Annotated in this window: 16 protein-coding genes; 4 read left to right on the forward strand and 12 right to left on the reverse strand. The window is 36.2% G+C overall.

Annotated elements, in window-relative coordinates:
- Window positions 1–62 precede the first annotated feature (62 nt).
- The 12 genes from AC51AA_RS12555 to AC51AA_RS12610 form a co-directional block, all read right to left on the reverse strand.
- Complete coding sequence (locus AC51AA_RS12555) at window positions 63–677, reverse strand: hypothetical protein (RefSeq protein ID WP_500702578.1); 615 nt, start codon at window positions 675–677, stop codon at window positions 63–65.
- On the reverse strand, window positions 667–1,170 hold the full coding sequence (locus AC51AA_RS12560; RefSeq protein WP_500702579.1) for an RNA polymerase sigma factor: 504 nt from the start codon (window positions 1,168–1,170) through the stop codon (window positions 667–669). The genes AC51AA_RS12555 and AC51AA_RS12560 overlap by 11 nt, the downstream gene beginning before the upstream one ends.
- Window positions 1,171–1,177: 7 nt before the next feature.
- Window positions 1,178–2,041, reverse strand: a complete 864-nt coding sequence (locus tag AC51AA_RS12565; RefSeq protein WP_500702580.1) for a TraB/GumN family protein — start codon at window positions 2,039–2,041, stop codon at window positions 1,178–1,180.
- Between the two features lie 450 nt (window positions 2,042–2,491).
- Complete coding sequence (locus AC51AA_RS12570) at window positions 2,492–3,628, reverse strand: aminotransferase class I/II-fold pyridoxal phosphate-dependent enzyme (protein ID WP_500702581.1); 1,137 nt, start codon at window positions 3,626–3,628, stop codon at window positions 2,492–2,494.
- Window positions 3,629–3,784: 156 nt separating this feature from the next.
- Complete coding sequence (locus tag AC51AA_RS12575; RefSeq protein ID WP_500702582.1) at window positions 3,785–4,318, reverse strand: hypothetical protein; 534 nt, start codon at window positions 4,316–4,318, stop codon at window positions 3,785–3,787.
- A 63-nt stretch (window positions 4,319–4,381) separates the two neighbouring features.
- On the reverse strand, window positions 4,382–4,663 hold the full coding sequence (locus AC51AA_RS12580) for a FoF1 ATP synthase subunit delta/epsilon (protein ID WP_500702583.1): 282 nt from the start codon (window positions 4,661–4,663) through the stop codon (window positions 4,382–4,384).
- An 87-nt stretch (window positions 4,664–4,750) separates the two neighbouring features.
- Window positions 4,751–6,262 carry a F0F1 ATP synthase subunit beta gene (atpD, locus tag AC51AA_RS12585; protein ID WP_195738179.1) on the reverse strand — a complete coding sequence of 504 codons (1,512 nt, stop codon included), beginning with the start codon at window positions 6,260–6,262 and terminating at the stop codon, window positions 4,751–4,753.
- A gap of 236 nt (window positions 6,263–6,498) precedes the next feature.
- A complete protein-coding gene (locus tag AC51AA_RS12590) occupies window positions 6,499–8,067 on the reverse strand; it encodes a G-D-S-L family lipolytic protein (protein ID WP_500702584.1) in 1,569 nt (522 codons plus the stop codon).
- Between the two features lie 98 nt (window positions 8,068–8,165).
- Complete coding sequence (locus AC51AA_RS12595) at window positions 8,166–10,964, reverse strand: TonB-dependent receptor (protein ID WP_500702585.1); 2,799 nt, start codon at window positions 10,962–10,964, stop codon at window positions 8,166–8,168.
- Window positions 10,965–11,269: 305 nt separating this feature from the next.
- Window positions 11,270–13,120, reverse strand: a complete 1,851-nt coding sequence (gene glmS / locus AC51AA_RS12600) for a glutamine--fructose-6-phosphate transaminase (isomerizing) (RefSeq protein WP_500702586.1) — start codon at window positions 13,118–13,120, stop codon at window positions 11,270–11,272.
- Between the two features lie 9 nt (window positions 13,121–13,129).
- On the reverse strand, window positions 13,130–14,752 hold the full coding sequence (gene bamH / locus AC51AA_RS12605; RefSeq protein ID WP_500702587.1) for a BamH family beta-barrel-assembly machinery protein: 1,623 nt from the start codon (window positions 14,750–14,752) through the stop codon (window positions 13,130–13,132).
- Window positions 14,753–14,774: 22 nt separating this feature from the next.
- Entirely contained in the window at window positions 14,775–15,581 is an 807-nt protein-coding gene (locus AC51AA_RS12610; RefSeq protein WP_500702588.1) for a glycogen/starch synthase, read from the reverse strand.
- Window positions 15,582–15,659: 78 nt separating this feature from the next.
- Here AC51AA_RS12610 and panC point away from each other — a divergent pair, with 78 nt between their 5' ends.
- From panC to radA, 4 genes are all read left to right on the forward strand, one after another.
- Window positions 15,660–16,538, forward strand: coding sequence for a pantoate--beta-alanine ligase (gene panC / locus AC51AA_RS12615; RefSeq protein WP_500702589.1), 879 nt, complete (start codon window positions 15,660–15,662; stop codon window positions 16,536–16,538).
- Window positions 16,539–16,552: 14 nt separating this feature from the next.
- Entirely contained in the window at window positions 16,553–16,903 is a 351-nt protein-coding gene (panD, locus tag AC51AA_RS12620; RefSeq protein ID WP_500702590.1) for an aspartate 1-decarboxylase, read from the forward strand.
- Window positions 16,904–17,095: 192 nt separating this feature from the next.
- On the forward strand, window positions 17,096–18,250 hold the full coding sequence (locus tag AC51AA_RS12625; RefSeq protein WP_500702591.1) for an alpha/beta hydrolase: 1,155 nt from the start codon (window positions 17,096–17,098) through the stop codon (window positions 18,248–18,250).
- On the forward strand, window positions 18,250–19,611 hold the full coding sequence (radA, locus tag AC51AA_RS12630; protein WP_500702592.1) for a DNA repair protein RadA: 1,362 nt from the start codon (window positions 18,250–18,252) through the stop codon (window positions 19,609–19,611). Before AC51AA_RS12625 ends, radA begins: the two co-directional genes overlap by 1 nt.
- Window positions 19,612–19,626 lie beyond the last annotated feature (15 nt).

Raw genomic sequence — 19,626 nt, forward strand, 5'->3', positions numbered from 1 at the left:
ACTCGTCAGGCAAAAATACCAATAAAAACAAAACCCATCGCTAGGATGGGTTTGTTGTTTCATTATTCTTCTCTTAGCTCGTCAATAACTTTCTTGATTTCTTTGGCATATTTTCCATAAAAATGATATACCCACCATTCTAAGGCAACTCCCATAAATAAAATAGAACAAATAATTACAGTGAACAAACTAAATAATTGCGAATCCGTAAAGTCAACTATTTGAAAATTAGGCTTCATCGAAAACTTTGTATACAAATACCCCAGTAAGAACAAAATAACAAAAGGCGTTAAAGCAAACCCAAAAGTCTTATACAACTCCATATTCAATCGCACATCAAAATAGGTCTCATACAAACTGTCTTTTGTTTTCAACGTAATCGCATTGAGCCTCTTATAAAACAAATACAATTTGACTAAATAATAAATACAAACTGCCACAAATATGCTAAAAAGCAAATAAAAAGGGGTCACCATTTTCGCCTCAAAATGATAGATAAAAGGTGCGAATCCAACAAAAATTATCGATACGATTTGATAAATGAATTCATTTTTAAGATTTTTCTTAATCTTATCCAACGGTGTATTGGCCGTTTGTATTTTTTCTAAATTACTTGGAAGCGCTACATTGTCCGTCTTTTCATTGTTCCAAGCGTTTTGTATATCGTTAAAATCCATATCCCTGCTTTTTAATTATTTCTTTTAATTTTTCTTTTGCTCTATTTAATTTCACTCTTGCATTCCCTTCTGATATCCCTAGGTTATCTCCAATTTCCTTATGCGAAAACCCTTCGAGTTGATAAAAAATAATTGCTTTATCGATTTTTTCCAGTTTCTGAACAGCCTTATAAAAATGATCGAGCTGACTTTCTTTTATATGAGAATCCCCCTCCTCTTCCTTTATATTCTCAGAGACAATTTCATATTTATCCACCTTTCGTTTTTCTTTCTTTAAGAAAACAATAGCGGTATTAACAGCCACGCGATACATCCAAGTCGAGAATTGACTTTCATTTCTAAAAGATTCATATGATTTCCAAAGCTGACAAACAATCTCCTGAAACAAATCTTGTTGATCATCAGCATTGTCCATATACATCTTAGAAACTTTATACAAAATCCCTTTGTGCTTTTCAATCCGATTTAAAAATTCCTGTTCTTTTTCTTTCACAACAATCCTAATTCATTACTGGTTTTACTTTATATCCTGCTTTTCTCAATAAATTAATAACCCCTTCTTCACCAGCCAAATGAGCTGCTCCCACTGCAAAAAACACAGATTGCTTTTTCATCAACTCCGGCATTTGTTTCACCCAATTACCATTTCTAGTATCCAGCATCGCCATCCTGTTTCTTTGATTCATCAACTTCTCACCAGTTGTATTTTTAAAAATAGCCTCAATATTCTCACTTTTATAATTACCTACCAATGGACTAACCCCCTCTTTCACCGCCTCTTCCAACATCACAATCATTTCGTCATTTGTATACGCATTTTCAAGAATTTCAAACTGAGATTTTATACTTTCCAATCCCCCTATTTCCATAGGTCGCTTTTTAGCTTGCTTTATAAATTCCAGTTCATAAAATTTAAGGTCCGCACAACCGAAAGTCTTCATAAAAATTAAACTCATTACAGAAACTAAACTCAAACTATTTACCTGCTGAATGTTCATCCCGGTGCTTTTTTTCAAAATCCCATCTAAGGTCGACAATTGCTCAGGAGTCAATTTTTTATCAAGAGGTTCTTTTCCCAGTGCCAGTTGCTGCATGTTGGCCAACTCTTTTTCGTCTGACAAATTAACTTCTAATACTAATTGATCAGCAGCGTCTAACGCTTTTTTTGTTTTTTCAGTAACAAAATAATCTGCCTCGCAAATCATATGAATGGTACCATACAAATAGGAAGATTTTGCCAGACCGTTTCCTGAGACCTCCCACAAAAGAGAATCTTCAAGTTTTGGAGATTTTGTTTGCGACTGAGCACTTCCACTAAAAATGGTTGTGATTACCGTAATAACTAATGTAAATAAGTTTTTCATGATGTTGATTGATTTAAAATGATTGAATTTGATTGACGATTGAAACCCGCTAATTATTTACTGTGTTTTTTTCTTTGCCATGCAGCAATTGAAGCCACAAAAAGAGCAAGCATCATAATAAGCAATCCTGTATTTGGCTTATTTAAAATAAATTGATTTACTAGAAAATAGCCTAGCCCTGCAGCAGTCAAAAAGATGAATATCAAATTGAAGCTTTTTTGAAAAATTGAAATGGAGATCGGTTTCATAATTATTTTGGTTTATTTGATTACGACTCGTAAGTAACCAAAGATTCAAAACGTTACAAAAAATTTCAAACTTTTTTATTAACCCCATAAAACAGTGGGATCAGAAAGATTTCAACTTATACTTCGGTTCCTTTTCCACAAAAGAATCGAGCCTCTGTCGCCTATTGATAGCTTCCGGAAAATCGATAATCATTATCCATCATTAAAATATAAAATTGCCCAACAATACCAACACCTCATTAATGGCTTCCTCTGAATTATAACTGTGAATACAAAAACGCAGGCGTTCTTGCCCCTGAGGAACAGTTGGTGAGAGTATGGCTTTCACATCAAAACCTTTTTCTTGTAGTTGTTGTGCTACTCGTTTTACATTTTCGTTGCCCGGTACTATAGCAGATTGTATCGCCGATTTACTTCGCACAAACATCGGTTTCAAACCTAGCAAATTTTTCTGTTGATTGAAAAGTACGATATTCTCGCGCAACTTCTGTATCGTTTGTTTTTCAGAATCCAGATGTTGGTAAGCCACTAAAATGGTCACCACGCTATGCGGAGATAAGCCCGTGGTATAAATAAAACTTCGAGCAAAGTTTACCAGATATTCTTTAAGATCAGTACTCCCCAAAACCACAGCACCATGACATCCCAAGCCTTTTCCAAAAGTCATAATTCGAGCGAATATTCGATTATGCAAGTTCAAGTACTGGGCAAGTCCTTCGCCTTTTTCACCAAAAACACCCAAAGCATGCGCTTCATCCACCACTAAATAACAATTGTATTTTTCAGACAGCAGTACCAATTCTTCTAAATTTGGACTGTCTCCATCCATAGAAAAAACAGTTTCAGTCACAATATAAATGGTCCTATCAGAAAATTTTTGAATAAGACGCTCTAAATCTTCCGCATCATTATGATTAAATCGATAGGATTTCGCGTTACACATTACAATTCCATCTCTAATGGAAGCATGACTGAGCTCATCGTACAAAATAACATCGTTTCGCTGCGGTACAGCGCTAAAAAACCCAACATTGGCATCGTAACCCGAATTGAAAATTAAAGCCGCTTCAGACTCGTGAAAATCCGCAATAAAAGATTCCGTATTTTGATAGGCGGTATGATTACCAGAAATCAATCGTGAACCTGTCGCTCCGTTGTGAATGATTTCGTTTTCGACCAAATAATGATGCGTCTGTCTAAAAATCGATTCCGATTTAGAAAAACCAATATAATCATTAGAAGAAAAATCAACCCGATTATTAAAGCTAGGCAATTGTCTTAAAGCATTATTCTGCTTTCGAATTTCAAGTTTCTGGATAAGATTTTCGGGTAATTTCATGAAAGCAAAGTTATGAATTTAAAGTCCAATTTGTTAAGGCAGGAATCCTCTAACACCCCATAAAAAGCCACGCTTTAAATACGACCCCACACAATATCATTGAAATGTATTGATCTCCCTATTCGCTTTTGAAAATAGGACCAATACGTACTAAGGCTATGCTTTCCTATTCTCTTTTTCAATCCAGACGAAATTCCCCTTTTCCGTAGCATCAAGCAGATCAATATTTAATTTATTTGAAATAGCTAAGGCAAACTGATAGGCCGCTTCTTTATTTTCAAAGTCGTACATTTTGTAATGCCTGTTTTTAACATACCATAGATTGGTACCATAATAGTCGAATCGATCTTTAAAAAAGGAAACATATTCAAACTGTGTCACTTTTGATTTAACATCGTATGAAAACGGCCCTATAATGTATCTGGACACTATAAGATGAGTATCTACATCTATGAGTAGGTTTTTAGTAGCCGAAAACTTCAATCCATAAACAATACAATAAGAACCAATTGAAATCACAAAAGCAAATGCTCTCAAAAAGCGCTCTATAGAAGGTACTACAAACGCACTATAACCAAGTAAAACAAGCAAATAAATAAACACGCTATAAAATACAGCCGCGAGTACCAATTCATACCAACTTCTTTTCTTCTCGAATATCGAAACTTCGTAAGTTACTTGTTCTTCCATATTCCAAAAATAAAAAAAGCCAAACAAAATGTTTGGCTTTTTTCTTATTATTTAAAAATTGTTTTAGTCCGCTAAAACAATAATTTTATTGTCTTTCATTTCGATAGTACCTGACTCAATTTCCAATGTATAAACTTGGTCGTTTACTTTCGTGAATTTACCCGCTACTTCTTTAGAAAAATTGAACTTTGCAGCTGCAATTTTTATAGTTCCTTTTTCTAGAACAGAAACAATAGGAGCGTGATGATTCAATATTTGAAAGCTTCCATCAACCCCAGGCAAGGTAACAGACGTTACTTCTCCTGAAAATAATTTTGCTTCTGGTGATACTATTTCTAAAATCATATTTTTTGAGTTAAGAATCATTAGTCAAAGGTTAGAAGCTGTAAACAGTACGTTTCACTTCTAACCTTTAACTTATAACTTATATTTTTATGCTTCAGCTAACATTTTTTCTCCAGCTTCGATAGCATCTTGAATAGAACCTTTCAAGTTGAAAGCTGCTTCAGGAAGATGATCTAACTCACCGTCGATAATCATGTTAAATCCTTTGATAGTATCTTTAATGTCAACCAAAACTCCAGGAATACCTGTAAATTGCTCCGCTACGTGGAAAGGTTGAGATAAGAAACGTTGAACACGACGTGCTCTTGATACTGATAATTTATCTTCTTCTGATAATTCTTCCATACCTAAGATCGCAATAATATCTTGCAATTGTTTGTATTTTTGAAGAATCTCTTTTACTCTTTGTGCACAGTCATAATGCTCATCACCCAAAATTTGAGGAGTCAAAATTCTAGAAGTAGAATCCAATGGATCAACCGCTGGATAAATACCTAACTCAGCAATTTTACGAGACAATACTGTTGTAGCATCTAAGTGAGCAAAAGTTGTTGCCGGAGCCGGGTCAGTTAAATCATCCGCAGGTACGTAAACCGCTTGTACAGATGTAATAGATCCTTTGTTTGTAGAAGTAATACGTTCCTGCATCGCACCCATTTCTGTTGCTAATGTTGGTTGGTATCCTACTGCAGATGGCATACGACCTAAAAGTGCCGAAACCTCAGAACCTGCTTGTGTAAAACGGAAGATGTTATCAACGAAAAACAATACGTCTTTACCTTGATCAGTTCCTGCTCCATCACGGAAATACTCAGCGATAGATAATCCTGAAAGTGCTACACGAGCACGAGCTCCAGGAGGCTCATTCATTTGTCCGAAAACGAAAGTAGCTTTAGACTCTCTCATTCCTGGCATATCTACTTTAGATAAATCCCATCCTCCATTTTCCATAGAGTGCATGAAATCATCACCATATTTAATAATTCCAGACTCTAACATCTCACGAAGTAAGTCATTTCCTTCACGAGTTCTTTCTCCTACTCCTGCGAATACAGAAAGTCCACCGTGACCTTTTGCGATATTATTGATCAACTCTTGAATCAATACCGTTTTACCAACACCTGCACCACCAAACAATCCAATTTTTCCTCCTTTTGAATAAGGCTCAATCAAATCGATTACTTTAATACCTGTGAATAAAACTTCTGATGAAGTTGATAAATCTTCGAATCTTGGTGCTTGTCTATGGATAGACAAACCATTCTCTCCTGTTTTTGGCAAGTTTCCTAAACCATCAATTGCATCTCCAATTACATTGAATAATCTTCCATATACATCTGGACCGATTGGCATTTGGATTGGATTTCCAGTTCCTACTACCTCATAACCACGACTCAAACCATCTGTTGAGTCCATAGAAATGGTACGAACAGTGTTTTCACCGATGTGAGATTGTACTTCTAGAACTAACAATGTTCCGTCTTTTTTAGTGATTTCTAGTGAATCATAAATTTTTGGAAGTTCAACATCCTTACCGTTGAAAACTACGTCAACTACTGGTCCAATGATTTGAGCAACTTTTCCTATTACTTTTGACATTACTTATGTATTTATTAAATAGCTATTTAGGTTTATCGAAAATACCTCTTTTTTCAGAGCGCAAAGATAATTTTTTAAAATATAAAATCAATATTTTTTTTATAAAAAATACTACGATTTTGTTTGAATGCTAAAAGACAGGCCTTAAATGGCCAAAATATCAATTTTTTCAAGAACTAAAAAAGCCACTACATTTTAGAAATGAGCGACTTTTTTACTACAAACTCAGCATTTTTTTACAAAGATGCCGGATATTGAATCGGATACAAACCTAAATCAACATGACGAAGTGTTGATCCATATTTCGCATTAATAGCATCTATAAAGATATTCGCAATTAAACCATACCCTCTTGGACTAGGATGAACTCCATCTAAAGAGAAAGCGCCTCCAACAGCAAACGAAGATGACATGGTGAAATTTCCGAATCTAATTCCTCCACTTGACAATTGCGTCATGGTTGCTCTTGTATCCACAAAAGCCAAGCCTTTCTCTTTTGCAACTGCCTCAATGGTTACATTGTAAGCATCGGTGGCTTTTTTAACCTCTGCAGCTTCAGTTGGAATCAACACATGCTTATCTTGTAATGGATAGGATATTCCAAATGCATTTAACGGATAAGGCGGTGCCATTCCAATTCCTGAATCTTTATCTGTTGGAACACCCCCAATATCAAGCCTTGTAACTAAAACTACTAAATCAGTAGCCTTCGTTTGTCTCACTTGCCCAAAAACAGCACCATAGAATGCAGCATTCTGAGGTCCTAATGAAGCAAAGGCTGCGGTCAACTGCTTAGACAAATCAGGTAGCGTCTCGTCTTTCATCAACATAGGACTTGCTCCTGTTTCAGAAAGCAAGTTAATTCTGTCACCAGCATTAAAAGCAGTCAAGGCCGCTTTTAATGGACCATATAACTGCAAATTAAGCGCTTTAATAGTAGCCAATCCCACAGCTTCATTATTTTTTCCTATCGATTTTGCCGTAAGCGGATTATAAGGAACTGTTGTAAAATAAGGTAAAGTCGTTATATAGGGTAAATTCGCTACAACTCCTTTTGCTCCTTTTGCCGTTAAAGTAGTAACTAAATTAGTATATACCCCTGCAAAAACCGTAGGATCTGTTATATCATTTCCGCCATAAGTCGCCGGATTCGGATTTCCTGTTTGATCTTTTCCAATTCCCCCAGAAGTCGCATAGGACAAAACATCATTTCCTCCAATAAACAAGGAGAAGAAAGTAGGATCTTGACTTACAGCATCCGCCAAAATACTCGTCGAAGGCGCACTTGCGAATCTTGCAAAATAAGGATTTGCCGCACCACTAGCGACACCGGCTACATTTCCATAACCTGCCGCCAGTAAATGAAAACTCTTAGCCCCAGGTACACCCAAATTATTAAATGGTCCAGCAAGATGAGCCGTCACCTCTGTTGTTGGCATCCCTGCCACATTTGCCGTAGACTGAGTCTCTCCTACAAAATACAAACGTGTCCCTGCAATAACCTTCCCTCCTAATAACAATCCTCCTAGATTATCACTCATGAACGGAGTGGTAAAAGCCCCACCTCCTGCCGCAACAAACTGTTGCGCCATAATATTCGTATAAGCCCCTTCCTGCCCCTTTTTAAAAAGCGCATTACTACTGTAACCCGCTGCGAAAGAATCACCAAGAGCCACATATTTTGTAAAAACAGCCGAGCCAGGAACAACAGGCACTTCTGCCGGTGTCCCCCCATCACTATCATCATTATTACATGCTACCAAGACTAAAGAAGCCAATACTAGCCATTTTATATTTTTCATCATGTTATTAGGTTTAAAATTATTATTCTTTCCCTTCTATTCTTTTTCAACAAGAAGAAAGGCATTCCCAGCTTGATCAAATTCAATATCTTTTTTATACGCTATGGATTAATAGTCCAAGAAACAAACCATTGCTGACCAATCGCCCCTGCTCCAATAACTTGAAGATAATCCGAGCCAAAAAGATTTGTCGCCCCTACTTTGAATACTGATTTCAGTTTTGGGAAAGCATAATTTACCTGAGCATCAAGAACTGTGTTTTCTGGTATCATTCCATCTCCAAATGAAGACTGCCATAAATACGCTGTATTATATCTCACATTAACATTAAAGCCTAAATTTTTAGCCACTTTAGCATTACCTAAAGAAGCTTTAATTCTATGCTTAGGCGTATTAAATCCAGCAATAAAACTTGGATCATCTTCTTGATTAAATTCAAACTGAGCATAATTATAATTAATCCCCAATTCAAAATCCTTATAAACCTTTTTAGCCAAACCTACTCCAAAACCTAACGAAGACACTTTAGCTGTGGTATTGGTATACACTTGATAAACCCTTCTATCTCCAAATGCCAATGCTTTATAACTCAATTGCACTTGAGGGTCTGCAGAATCCGTCCCAGCTTTTCCGTAATAAGGACTAATTACTCTTGAACTATTCATAAAATCATTATAGATATTATAATATCCATTAATATCTATCGACAAATCATTCTGAACCACCGTACGATAACCCAACTCGAAAGCTTTCACTTCCTCAGGTTTCACCAAGGCAACATTCGCTACTTTAAGATCATTCGGATTTCCAGAAGCGGCAAAAGCCTGAACCGAAGGAATCGTATACGCATTGGTATAAGCAGAACGACCTGACAAATCAACCGTAGGTCCTAAATTAGCACCTGGTATTGCTTGACCTGCCGCACTTACCGGCTTCGTTTCTGTAAAACGATCCAAATTCTCTTCAGCAGAACCAATTAGAGCAAATGGTCCCAAATCCAAACCTATGTACTGATCTTGGGTTGTTGGATTACGAAAACCTGTTTGATAAGACACCCTGAAATTATGCCTTCTAGATTCACCCGCTGAATACACAAAAGATACTCTTGGTGATATATTACCTTTAAAATTTTGGCTTTTATCGTAACGCAAAGATCCTGTGAATTTCAACCTATCATCCATGAATTTTTTCATCAATTGTGTATAAGCCCCATATTCTCTATAACTAATTGGACCATCAAAGTCGGTAAAAATAGTCCCCTGAGAATCCATTATATATTTTCTCCAAGAACCTCCTACCTGAATTTCAGCAAATTTGATCATGTCTTTAAAATTGTAATTCACATCTGAATGATACAATTTTGAATGATCAATAAACTTAGCCCCTTCCGTAAAATCCGGATTAGACACAACCGAATTAAAAGCATTTTTAAATTGCGCAGAGCCTGGTTCAAATCGAGGAGATCCCGTAGGCTTTGGAATAAATGAAATAGCCGCCGGAAGCACATTGTAATCAGCAAAATTTCTTGCGATAGCAGCTGACTCTCCAGCATTTGTCCCCATAACTGCACCCGAATATTGATAAGCAGTGGCATAATTAGTAAACCATTCTTGATCTGATTTAGCCGCTCTATTGACATTCCATCCAGCAAATCTCATATCATAGGAGTCTCCCGCATCTTCATCTGTAGCATAAAACCTGGCAAAGAAATTCTTTCCTTTCACTTCAACTTTACCTTGCTGCATCATAAAACCATTCAAAGCATATCTATTAGCTCCTTGATAAATTGTACTCCCTAAACCAATCTTGTATTGTAGAATGATTTCAGTATCATCTGCCCAAGGCCTAATATGCGCAGAAAAATCAGCCTTCACACTCTTCACTTTATTATCTGCCAAATCTTGCTCACGATAACCCGTTCTACTCACTTGACCCACATTGGGAATAAAAGTAGTCACCTCGTCTCCATAAATATTCAATCCATCGTAATTCTGATTCACTGCATGCCCAATTCCACCAGCAGTCATACTTCTATTGTCAGCTGCAATCCATTCCGTAGCTTCCATATAAGTAAAATTAGCCTTCATAGCAAAATGCTTTGTAAAGGCTTTTGCCGCTCGAATTCCAAAATCATTATAGTCATTTGTTCCCGCAGCCTTTTGACTGGTTTGGCCGTATTTATAATATACACTAATCCCTTCGTTAGTAAAAGGACTTTTACTATTCATAAACAAAATACCATTAAAAGCATTTGCCCCATAAAGCGCAGAAGAAGCACCAGGCAACAACTCCACATTGGCTACGTCGATATCTGAAATACCAATTAAGTTCCCCAACACAAAGTTTAAGGCAGGCGATGAATTATCCATTCCATCCACCAACTGCATAAAACGCGTATTGGCAACCGAAGCAAAACCACGTGTATTTATGGACTTAAAGGAAATACTACTGGTATTAAAGTGTACTTCTTTCAAATTCTCTAAACCATCGTAAAAAGTTGGTGCTGTAGTGCTTTTAATTTCAGCAATACCCATTCTTTCAATGGTTACAGGAGACTCAATTACCCTTTCTGGAGTTCTAGAAGCCGAAACTACAATTTCGTTCAACTTCGTTTCTTCCTCCACTAAAACCACAATTACTTTTTGATTCACAACAATAATACTAAACGTTTTTGATTCAAATCCAACTGCAGAAACCTTAATTGTAAAAGGCAATTTAGCAGTAGTAGTCAATTTAAACGTACCATCAAAGTCAGCCGGAATACCACTACGATCTCCAACTACTGTAACATTAGCACCAGGAATAGACTGTTTGTTACCATCAGTAACAGAACCAGTAACCGTATTCTGCGCGAAGGAGATTCCGCAGAAAAACAGCATAATTAGTAAATACACTCTCATTAGGAATTTGGTTTTTGGTTAATTAATATAGCCAAAATACAACTAATTTCAATATTATTAAAAAAATGTTAAAAAAAATAAAGATTTAGCACAATTACAGCCGTAGTCTTAACTTTTTCTTAATATGTTTTGTTAAACTAAATTCAAATTACCTACAAACAAAGCACTAGTTAGTATGCATACATACTAATTTTATCAAAAAACCTGCGGATATCATAAAAATACCCTACTAATAAAAGAAAAATGACAAAACAAAAAAAGCGAGACCTAAGTCTCGCTTTTTAACATTTATATGTTTTATCTTTTTATTCTACAGTAACTGACTTCGCCAAGTTTCTAGGCTGATCCACATTACAACCTCTCATAACAGCAATATAGTATGATAACAATTGCAAAGGTATAGTGGTAATCAATGGAGACAACGCATCGGAAGTTTCTGGAATTTCAATCACATAATCAGCAAGATCACGAACTTGAGTATCACCCTTTGTAACCACAGCGATAATTTTACCACTTCTTGATTTTATCTCTTGAATATTACTTACAATCTTATCGTAATGCCCTTGTTTAGGTGCAATTACAATAACCGGCATATGCTCATCAATCAAAGCAATTGGACCGTGTTTCATCTCCGCAGCAGGATAACCTTCTGCATGAATATAAGAAATCTCTTTTAACTTCAATGCACCTTCTAGAGCCACAGGGAAATTATAACCACGTCCTAAATACAAACAATTTGGCGCGTCTTTAAAAGCCGCAGCAATTTCTTTTGCTCTGTCGTTAGTTTGCAACGCTTCAGCCACTTTTTCAGGAATTATTTCTAACTCTTGTAAGTAGGTATGGAAATCTGTATTAGATAAAGTCCCTTTCGCCTTCCCTAATCGCAATGCAATCATGGTCAACACCGTAATTTGTGTTGTAAAAGCCTTCGTTGAAGCCACTCCGATTTCTGGTCCAGCATGTGTATAAGCACCTGCATGACTTTCTCTCGAAATAGAAGATCCTACCACATTACAAACACCAAAAACGAATGCTCCGTTTTCTTTTGCCAATTTGATTGCCGCCATAGTATCAGCAGTTTCTCCCGATTGAGAGATTGCAATCACAACGTCATCTTTGTTGATAATTGGGTTTCTGTATCTGAATTCAGATGCATACTCCACTTCTACAGGAATACGAGTAAACTCTTCAAAAATATATTCCGCTACTAAACCTGCATGCCATGAAGTTCCACAAGCAACAATCAGAATTCGTTTAGCGTTTAAAAATTTCTCTAAATTATCCTCAACACCTGCCATCTGAACAATACCTTTATTGGCATTAAGTCTACCTCTGTATGTATCCTTAATTACACTTGGCTGCTCATAGATTTCTTTAAGCATGAAATGGTCATACCCGCCTTTTTCAATTTGCTCCAAATTCATTTGAAGTTCTTGAATATACGGATCTACCAAAGAGTCATCCTTTATTTTTCTAACCTTAAGAGGCTTATGCAATCTTATGTTCGCCATTTCACCATCTTCCAGGTAAATAGCATTCGAAGTATATTCAATAAAAGGCGAAGCATCAGAAGCAATAAAATATTCTCCTTCTCCAACCCCAATAGCCAAAGGACTTCCTAATCTAGCCGCTACAATTTCATTCGGATTTTTCTTATCAAAAACAGCAATTGCATAAGCACCCACCACTTGATTTAAAGCAACTTGCACTGCTTTCCCCAATTTTAAGTTTTCGTTTTTTTGAACTTCTTCTATCAAATTAACCAAAACTTCTGTATCCGTATCCGATTTAAAAGTATATCCTCTTTTTATTAATTCTTCTTTAAGTGGCGCATAATTTTCAATAATTCCATTATGGATAATTGCCAATTCACCAGAATTCGAAAGATGTGGATGCGAGTTTACATCATTAGGCACACCATGTGTAGCCCAACGTGTATGTCCAATCCCAATAGTTCCGTTTGTTGCAAAACCAGCTTCCGCTTTAGCTTCAAGATCAACAACCTTACCTTTTGTTTTACATACTTTTATTCCTGCTGCTGCGTCATATAACATAACACCTGCACTATCATATCCTCTGTATTCGAGTCGCTTTAATCCTTTGATAACAATAGGATAGGCCTCTCTATGACCGATATATCCAACAATTCCACACATATATATTTATTAATTTGGTTTCGTGTAGTAAACTTCAAGCTTTAACCTCTTATCGTAATTGGCATCACCCGCAGGGATATTAGCACCAAACAATACCGTCCCTAATGGACTCATCACTGCCGCTCTTGGCACTTCGGAGATAACAGTATTTTTAAGCTTCAATTTATTAGAAGCTATCATATTTATATCTTCCGTCACAACCAAACCTAACCTTACATTCTTTGCAGTAGCATCTTTTATAAGATTACGCACGTGATTGGTCAGCCTAATTTTATATGTTTTTCCTCTTTTAGTAGTAGCATCCACATTAAGCATCCCGTCAAAAATATACCTAGTTGACTTAGGATCTGAATTTATCGCTCCACTAGTTCCATCTACATAATCAGCCAGAATTACATTATTATCCAAATCATACAAATAGATTCTTCTCGGCTCTTCCGCTCCAGCCATCTTGTCTGAGTCCACATGAAAAACTAAATTAGCCTCATTAACTAGCCATTTTTTTGTTCTTGCTTCTTCTAATTTTGTAACGAAATCTTTCAACTCAATCACCGCAAGAGAACCTTGACCACCTTTTACATAAAGTCGTGCATCTCCTTGCGTTTTATTTACATTTGCCGGATCTATAGCCGCTGCATACTCTGCTTTTTTAACATCTTTCGGCAAACTAACGGTATTTCCTTTCAAAATAATTATCAAGGTCTTATCCTCCATAACATCTTCGGCATCAGTTGTACTAGCAGTTTTTGCTTTATACTTAATGGTAATCTTACCTTTACTGGCAAAATCTAACATTGCCATATTAGTAGGGCTACCATCTGATTTTTCAGCTTTGAAATACAGACCTCTAAAGTACTCTTGAAAAAAACTTTCACTTGAAAGCTTAGAAGCATCAGCATTTAATATTTTTCTTTGGAAAAAAGCTTTATCCAAATTCAAACGCATTTCTGGTGCTACTCGAGTTACCGTTACTTTTTTAGTTGTAGCATCTACTACAGAATCCACTTGTTGTGTGGCATCAAAAAAGAATTTTTTATTTTGTGACTCTCTTGGATCATTATTCAAAGGAGCCTGAGTAGTCTCATCTACTACTTTCTTAAACTTATCAAAAGTCGCATCTTCGTCTGTATAATACAATTGTGCCAATTGCGATCCATTATCGAAATAAGAACTGCGCATTTGAACTCCAGATTCGTACACACTTAACTTTAATTTTCCATCTGGTGCCCCATAAATAGAATCCAACTCATAGGTACTAGTTCCGTCAGAGTTAGCCACTTTTACATGACTATAATAAGGTACACTAAGCACTACACTTTGAATCACAGGCGCATCTCCAATAATAGGACCATAAGCATTAGCTTCCAATGAAACCTGTGTATTAAAATTGGCTGTAGTTTCACCCAAAACTGGATTATCGTAAATACCCAAAGCATTAATTGGCAAGCCATTTGACTGCACTGCTGTTACTTCTTGATTATAAGCCAAAACATCATATTGTTCAGGTTCTAAACCAAAATGATCGTCTCCAATCAAATTATCACCGATAGCATTAAATTCTTTATCGCAAGAAGAGAAAAAAACAACTGTTGCAACTAATAGAAATTTCTTAACAAAAGAAGTATTATACATGTTTAATAATAAAGTTTAATTTTTAAAGACCCATACTTTTATAGAAATCTGTATACGCCTCAGCGAATGCATCTTTCGTGGTGAAAGGTAAAAAAGGTTTTCCTGAAGATTCTATAAATTTTGTTAAACTTGGCGATACATTTTCAGACGCTATGATCACAGCATCAGAATGCAGTATACTGGCCTTTAAAACATTCTCATAGTTCGGCACCTCTAAATCAGAAATTGCCTCGTGTGGAACTCCATCAAATTTCACTTTATTAATCATCTCCAAATCTAAATTCTCATCAAAAGATTGCCCGTAAACCGAGGTCACAATTTTAGTTTCTGAGAACAAAGCTTCATTTTTGTAATAATGCTTCATGTAAATTGGTAGCATCGCTGCCAACCAACCATGAACGTGGATTATGTCTGGAACCCAATTGAGTTTTTTCACTGTTTCAACAACTCCCTTTGCAAAAAAGATAGCTCTCTCATCATTATCCGGATACAAAACACCCTCTTCATCAGCAAAAGTTGCTTTACGCTTGAAGTATTCTTCGTTGTCGATAAAATAAACCTGAATTCTCTCTTTAGGAATAGAAGCCACCTTAATAATTAAAGGCATGTCTAAATCATTCACTACCAAATTCATCCCTGAAAGTCTAATTACCTCGTGTAATTGGTGTCTTCTCTCGTTAATATTTCCATATCTAGGCATGAAAATTCTTATCTGACCTCCTTGATCGTTGATCATTTTAGGAACGTCATAAGACATTAAAGAAACCTCATTTTCAGCCAAATAAGGCACGACTTCAGATGATACATATAATATCCTCTTATCTTTCATAATAGTATTTTACTTAATTTTTGGTAATAAAAACGTTGCAAAATTACAAAAATTTATGCAGTTATTAACTAATATATTATGTTTGCACTAAATTTTAATAATACCGACATGCATATTTTCTACGGTAAAGTAGCTTTGATAGCTTATTTAAAAACTATCAAAACCGCAAATTCGACCATCGGGTTTGTTCCTACAATGGGCGCTTTACACCAAGGGCATCTAGCTTTAATGCAAAGATCCCTTAAAGACAACGACGACACCGTTGTGAGTATTTTTGTTAATCCTACTCAGTTTAACAACCCTGAAGATTTGGCAAAATACCCAAGAACTTTAGATGAAGACGTAAAAAAAATGCGCCTTTTAAGCGATAAAATCATTTTGTACGCTCCATCTGTAGAAGATATTTACGAAGGAAATACCATTTCACAAGATTTCGATTTTGATGGCTTAGAAAACCAAATGGAAGGACAGTTCCGTCCTGGTCATTTTAACGGAGTAGGAACCATTGTCAAACGTTTATTTGAGATTGTAACTCCTACAAATGCTTATTTTGGAGAAAAGGATTTTCAACAGTTGCAAATCGTAAAAAAAATGGTAGAAAAGAACCAACTACCCGTGAAGGTAATTGGCTGTCCAATTTACAGAGAAGAGAACCAACTAGCGATGAGCTCTCGAAACGAGCGATTAAGTCCTGAACAGCGAAAAGAAGCCGCACTAATTTTTAAGGTATTAACACAAGCCAAAGAAATTTTCAAAACGCAAAGCCCTGAGGAAACCATAGCCTTTGTAGAAAATTCCTTCAAAGACAACAACACCTTTGACTTAGAATATTTCGTAATTGCTGACGAATCCACATTATTACCAATAGAAGACAAAAATAAAGACAAAAACTATCGTGCCTTTATCGCTGTATTTGTTAATAATATAAGACTGATTGATACCATTTCATTAAATTAATTTACCTTTGCAACATGCAAATTCAAGTAATAAAATCAAAAATTCATCGTGTAAAAGTAACCGGAGCTGATTTAAATTATATCGGCAGCATTACTATTGACGAAACATTACTAGAAGCCTCAAACATTATTGAAGGCGAAAAAGTATCTATTGTAAACATCAATAATGGCGAACGTTTTGAAACTTACGCTATCAAAGGAACCAAAAACTCAGGAGACATCACCCTGAATGGTCCTGCTGCTAGAAAAGTTCAAAAAGACGACATTATCATCATTATCTCTTATGCAACCCTTGATTTTGAAGAAGCCAAAACCTTCAAACCATGGATCATTTTCCCTAATGAAAACGATAATTCGCTAACCTAAGCTTACTTTTACATTCTACCCCTCTATTTGTCAAATCACTTTGTCAAACAGGATTTCTATTGCCTAAATCCAAATAGATTTATTGCCTTAAATCGCATTGCTTTTTAAAATGTCACATTCACAAAAAAGCAAATAAAGTATTATATTGCTGCCATATTTCAACACTTTTAATTCACTGAAAACCCCCAAATCATGAAAAAAGTTTACCTACTACTCACCTTACTCTCCATTTCTGTTTTTTCTCAGAAAAAATTCGACAATATTCAGTCTACAAAACTTGGAGAGGAAAGAAGAATAACCATTGGCCTTCCAGCTTCCTATGAATCCAACCCAGACAAAAAATATCCCGTACTGTACTTACTCGACGGCGATTATTTATTCGACCCTTTTTCTGGTGCCCTAAGCTACGGAACCTATTGGGACGATTTACCCGAGATGATCATTATAGGCATACATCAAAATAAAAATGAGGAACGCTTTGACGACACCACGACGGATCAAAGCACAGGCTTGCCCGTTGAAAAAGGAGCTCTTTTTTTTGAATTTATTGGATCTGAATTAGTTCCGTATATTGAAAAAAAGTACCGCACCTCTCCTTTTAGAATTATAGCAGGTCACGACACCACGGCAAGTTTTATCAATTTCTATTTATACAAGGAAATCCCGCTTTTTAACGCCTATATCTGCTTAAGTCCGGAACTTGCTCCTCAAATGGAAATACGAATTCCCGAGAAATTTGCTAAAGTTAAAGAACCTTTCTTTTATTACCTTTCAGCAGCTGACGGTGACATAAAAAAAATAAAAGAACCCATAGAGAAGTTAGACAGCAATATCAAAATTGCCAACAATCCTCTAGTGAACTACAAATACGACTTCTTTAAAAATGCTACGCATTACACAGAAGTTTTACATTCTATTCCCAATGCGCTCTATCAAATTTTCGAAGTATACAAACCTATTAATTCAGCGGAATACAATACCAAAATCGCCACACTTCAAACAGGTTATGCTGACTATTTAGAAAACAAATATGCTGTTATGTCCAAAGTATTGGGCGTGCAAATCCCAGTGAGAATGGGTGACTTCAAAGTAATCGAAAACATCATTTTAAAGAAGAATGCCTACGACGAATTAGGTAAAATGGCCGAAATTGGAAATGTTCACTATCCAAAAGCCATGTTAGGAGAATACGAATTAGGTTTAATGTATGAAAAAATGGGCGACCCTAAAAGAGCTTCCAAAAAATATCAAAATGCTTCTCAGATGGAACCAATCGGTGATCTGACCAAGGACTTGATGTACGAAAAAATGGATCAAATGAATGCACTTTCTAAAAAAAGCAAATAATGTCAAAGATCAAAACCTCCTTTTTTTGCCAAAATTGTGGAACTCAATATGCCAAATGGCAAGGACAATGTAATGCTTGTAAGGAATGGAACACCATTGCAGAAGAAATCATTCAAAAGCAAGAAAAAGTAGCTTGGAAAAGTGAACCAACCGCTAACGGAAAAGCGCCAAGGCCTTTAAAAATAAACGAAATCGATTCGACTCAGGAGGTTCGAATGAACACTACCGACGGCGAATTAAATCGTGTCTTAGGTGGTGGGATCGTTCCTGGATCTTTGACCCTTTTAGGCGGAGAACCAGGCATTGGAAAAAGTACTCTTTTACTTCAAATATCATTAAAATTACCCTATAAAACTCTTTATGTCTCAGGCGAGGAAAGCCAGAAGCAAATAAAGATGCGCGCAGAAAGAATCACGCCAAACAGCGACAATTGTTATATTTTGACAGAAACCAAAACCCAAAATATTTTCAAACAAATTGAAGCTATTCAGCCCGAAATTGTGATTATCGACTCTATACAAACTTTACATACCGACTATATTGAGTCAACCGCAGGAAGTATTTCTCAAATCAGAGAAACCACTGCTGAACTGATAAAATTTGCCAAAGAAACCAACATTCCCGTTATTTTAATTGGACATATCACCAAAGACGGAAACATTGCAGGACCAAAAATACTTGAACATATGGTCGATACGGTTTTACAATTCGAGGGCGATCGGAATCATGTCTACCGTATTTTACGTTCTCTAAAAAACCGTTTTGGATCCACTGCTGAATTGGGTATTTATGAAATGTTAGGAAGCGGTTTAAGAGAAGTATCCAATCCATCTGAAATATTAATTTCACACAAAGATGAAGAATTATCCGGAACTGCCATTGCCTCAACCCTAGAAGGAATGCGTCCCTTAATGATCGAAATCCAATCGCTTGTAAGTACTGCTGTATACGGAACACCCCAACGAAGCACAACAGGATATAATGCCAAAAGATTAAACATGATTTTGGCGGTTTTAGAAAAAAGAGCTGGTTTTCGTCTTGGAGCAAAAGACGTTTTCCTTAATGTAACTGGTGGAATCTCTGTGGATGACCCAGCAATCGACCTTGCGGTTGTCGCCGCTATTCTATCTTCCAACGAAGACATCCCAGTTACCAAAGGATTTTGTTTTGCTGGAGAAGTAGGTCTATCAGGAGAAATTCGTCCGGTCAATAGAGTCGACCAACGTATTCAGGAAGCAGAAAAACTAGGATTCACAACCATCTTTGTTTCCAAGTACAATAAAATTGCACTAAAAAACACCGGAATAAAAATCGAACTTGTTGCCAAAATTGAAGACGTAGCCAGTATTTTATTTGGGTGAAATTCTAATTACTAA

The organism is Flavobacterium sp. OHVDL-2026-0007 (assembly GCF_059882335.1).

Excerpts from the sequence above, each read along its gene's own strand:
- AC51AA_RS12555 (WP_500702578.1), bottom strand. The coding sequence starts at position 677 with ATGGATTTTAACGATATACAAAACGCTTGGAACAATGAAAAGACGGAC.
- AC51AA_RS12565 (WP_500702580.1), bottom strand. The coding sequence starts at position 2,041 with ATGAAAAACTTATTTACATTAGTTATTACGGTAATCACAACCATTTTT.
- AC51AA_RS12570 (WP_500702581.1), bottom strand. The coding sequence starts at position 3,628 with ATGAAATTACCCGAAAATCTTATCCAGAAACTTGAAATTCGAAAGCAG.
- AC51AA_RS12575 (WP_500702582.1), bottom strand. The coding sequence starts at position 4,318 with ATGGAAGAACAAGTAACTTACGAAGTTTCGATATTCGAGAAGAAAAGA.
- AC51AA_RS12580 (WP_500702583.1), bottom strand. The coding sequence starts at position 4,663 with ATGATTTTAGAAATAGTATCACCAGAAGCAAAATTATTTTCAGGAGAA.
- atpD (WP_195738179.1), bottom strand. The coding sequence starts at position 6,262 with ATGTCAAAAGTAATAGGAAAAGTTGCTCAAATCATTGGACCAGTAGTT.
- AC51AA_RS12590 (WP_500702584.1), bottom strand. The coding sequence starts at position 8,067 with ATGATGAAAAATATAAAATGGCTAGTATTGGCTTCTTTAGTCTTGGTA.
- AC51AA_RS12595 (WP_500702585.1), bottom strand. The coding sequence starts at position 10,964 with ATGAGAGTGTATTTACTAATTATGCTGTTTTTCTGCGGAATCTCCTTC.
- glmS (WP_500702586.1), bottom strand. The coding sequence starts at position 13,120 with ATGTGTGGAATTGTTGGATATATCGGTCATAGAGAGGCCTATCCTATT.
- bamH (WP_500702587.1), bottom strand. The coding sequence starts at position 14,752 with ATGTATAATACTTCTTTTGTTAAGAAATTTCTATTAGTTGCAACAGTT.
- AC51AA_RS12610 (WP_500702588.1), bottom strand. The coding sequence starts at position 15,581 with ATGAAAGATAAGAGGATATTATATGTATCATCTGAAGTCGTGCCTTAT.
- panC (WP_500702589.1), top strand. The coding sequence starts at position 15,660 with ATGTTTGCACTAAATTTTAATAATACCGACATGCATATTTTCTACGGT.
- panD (WP_500702590.1), top strand. The coding sequence starts at position 16,553 with ATGCAAATTCAAGTAATAAAATCAAAAATTCATCGTGTAAAAGTAACC.
- AC51AA_RS12625 (WP_500702591.1), top strand. The coding sequence starts at position 17,096 with ATGAAAAAAGTTTACCTACTACTCACCTTACTCTCCATTTCTGTTTTT.
- radA (WP_500702592.1), top strand. The coding sequence starts at position 18,250 with ATGTCAAAGATCAAAACCTCCTTTTTTTGCCAAAATTGTGGAACTCAA.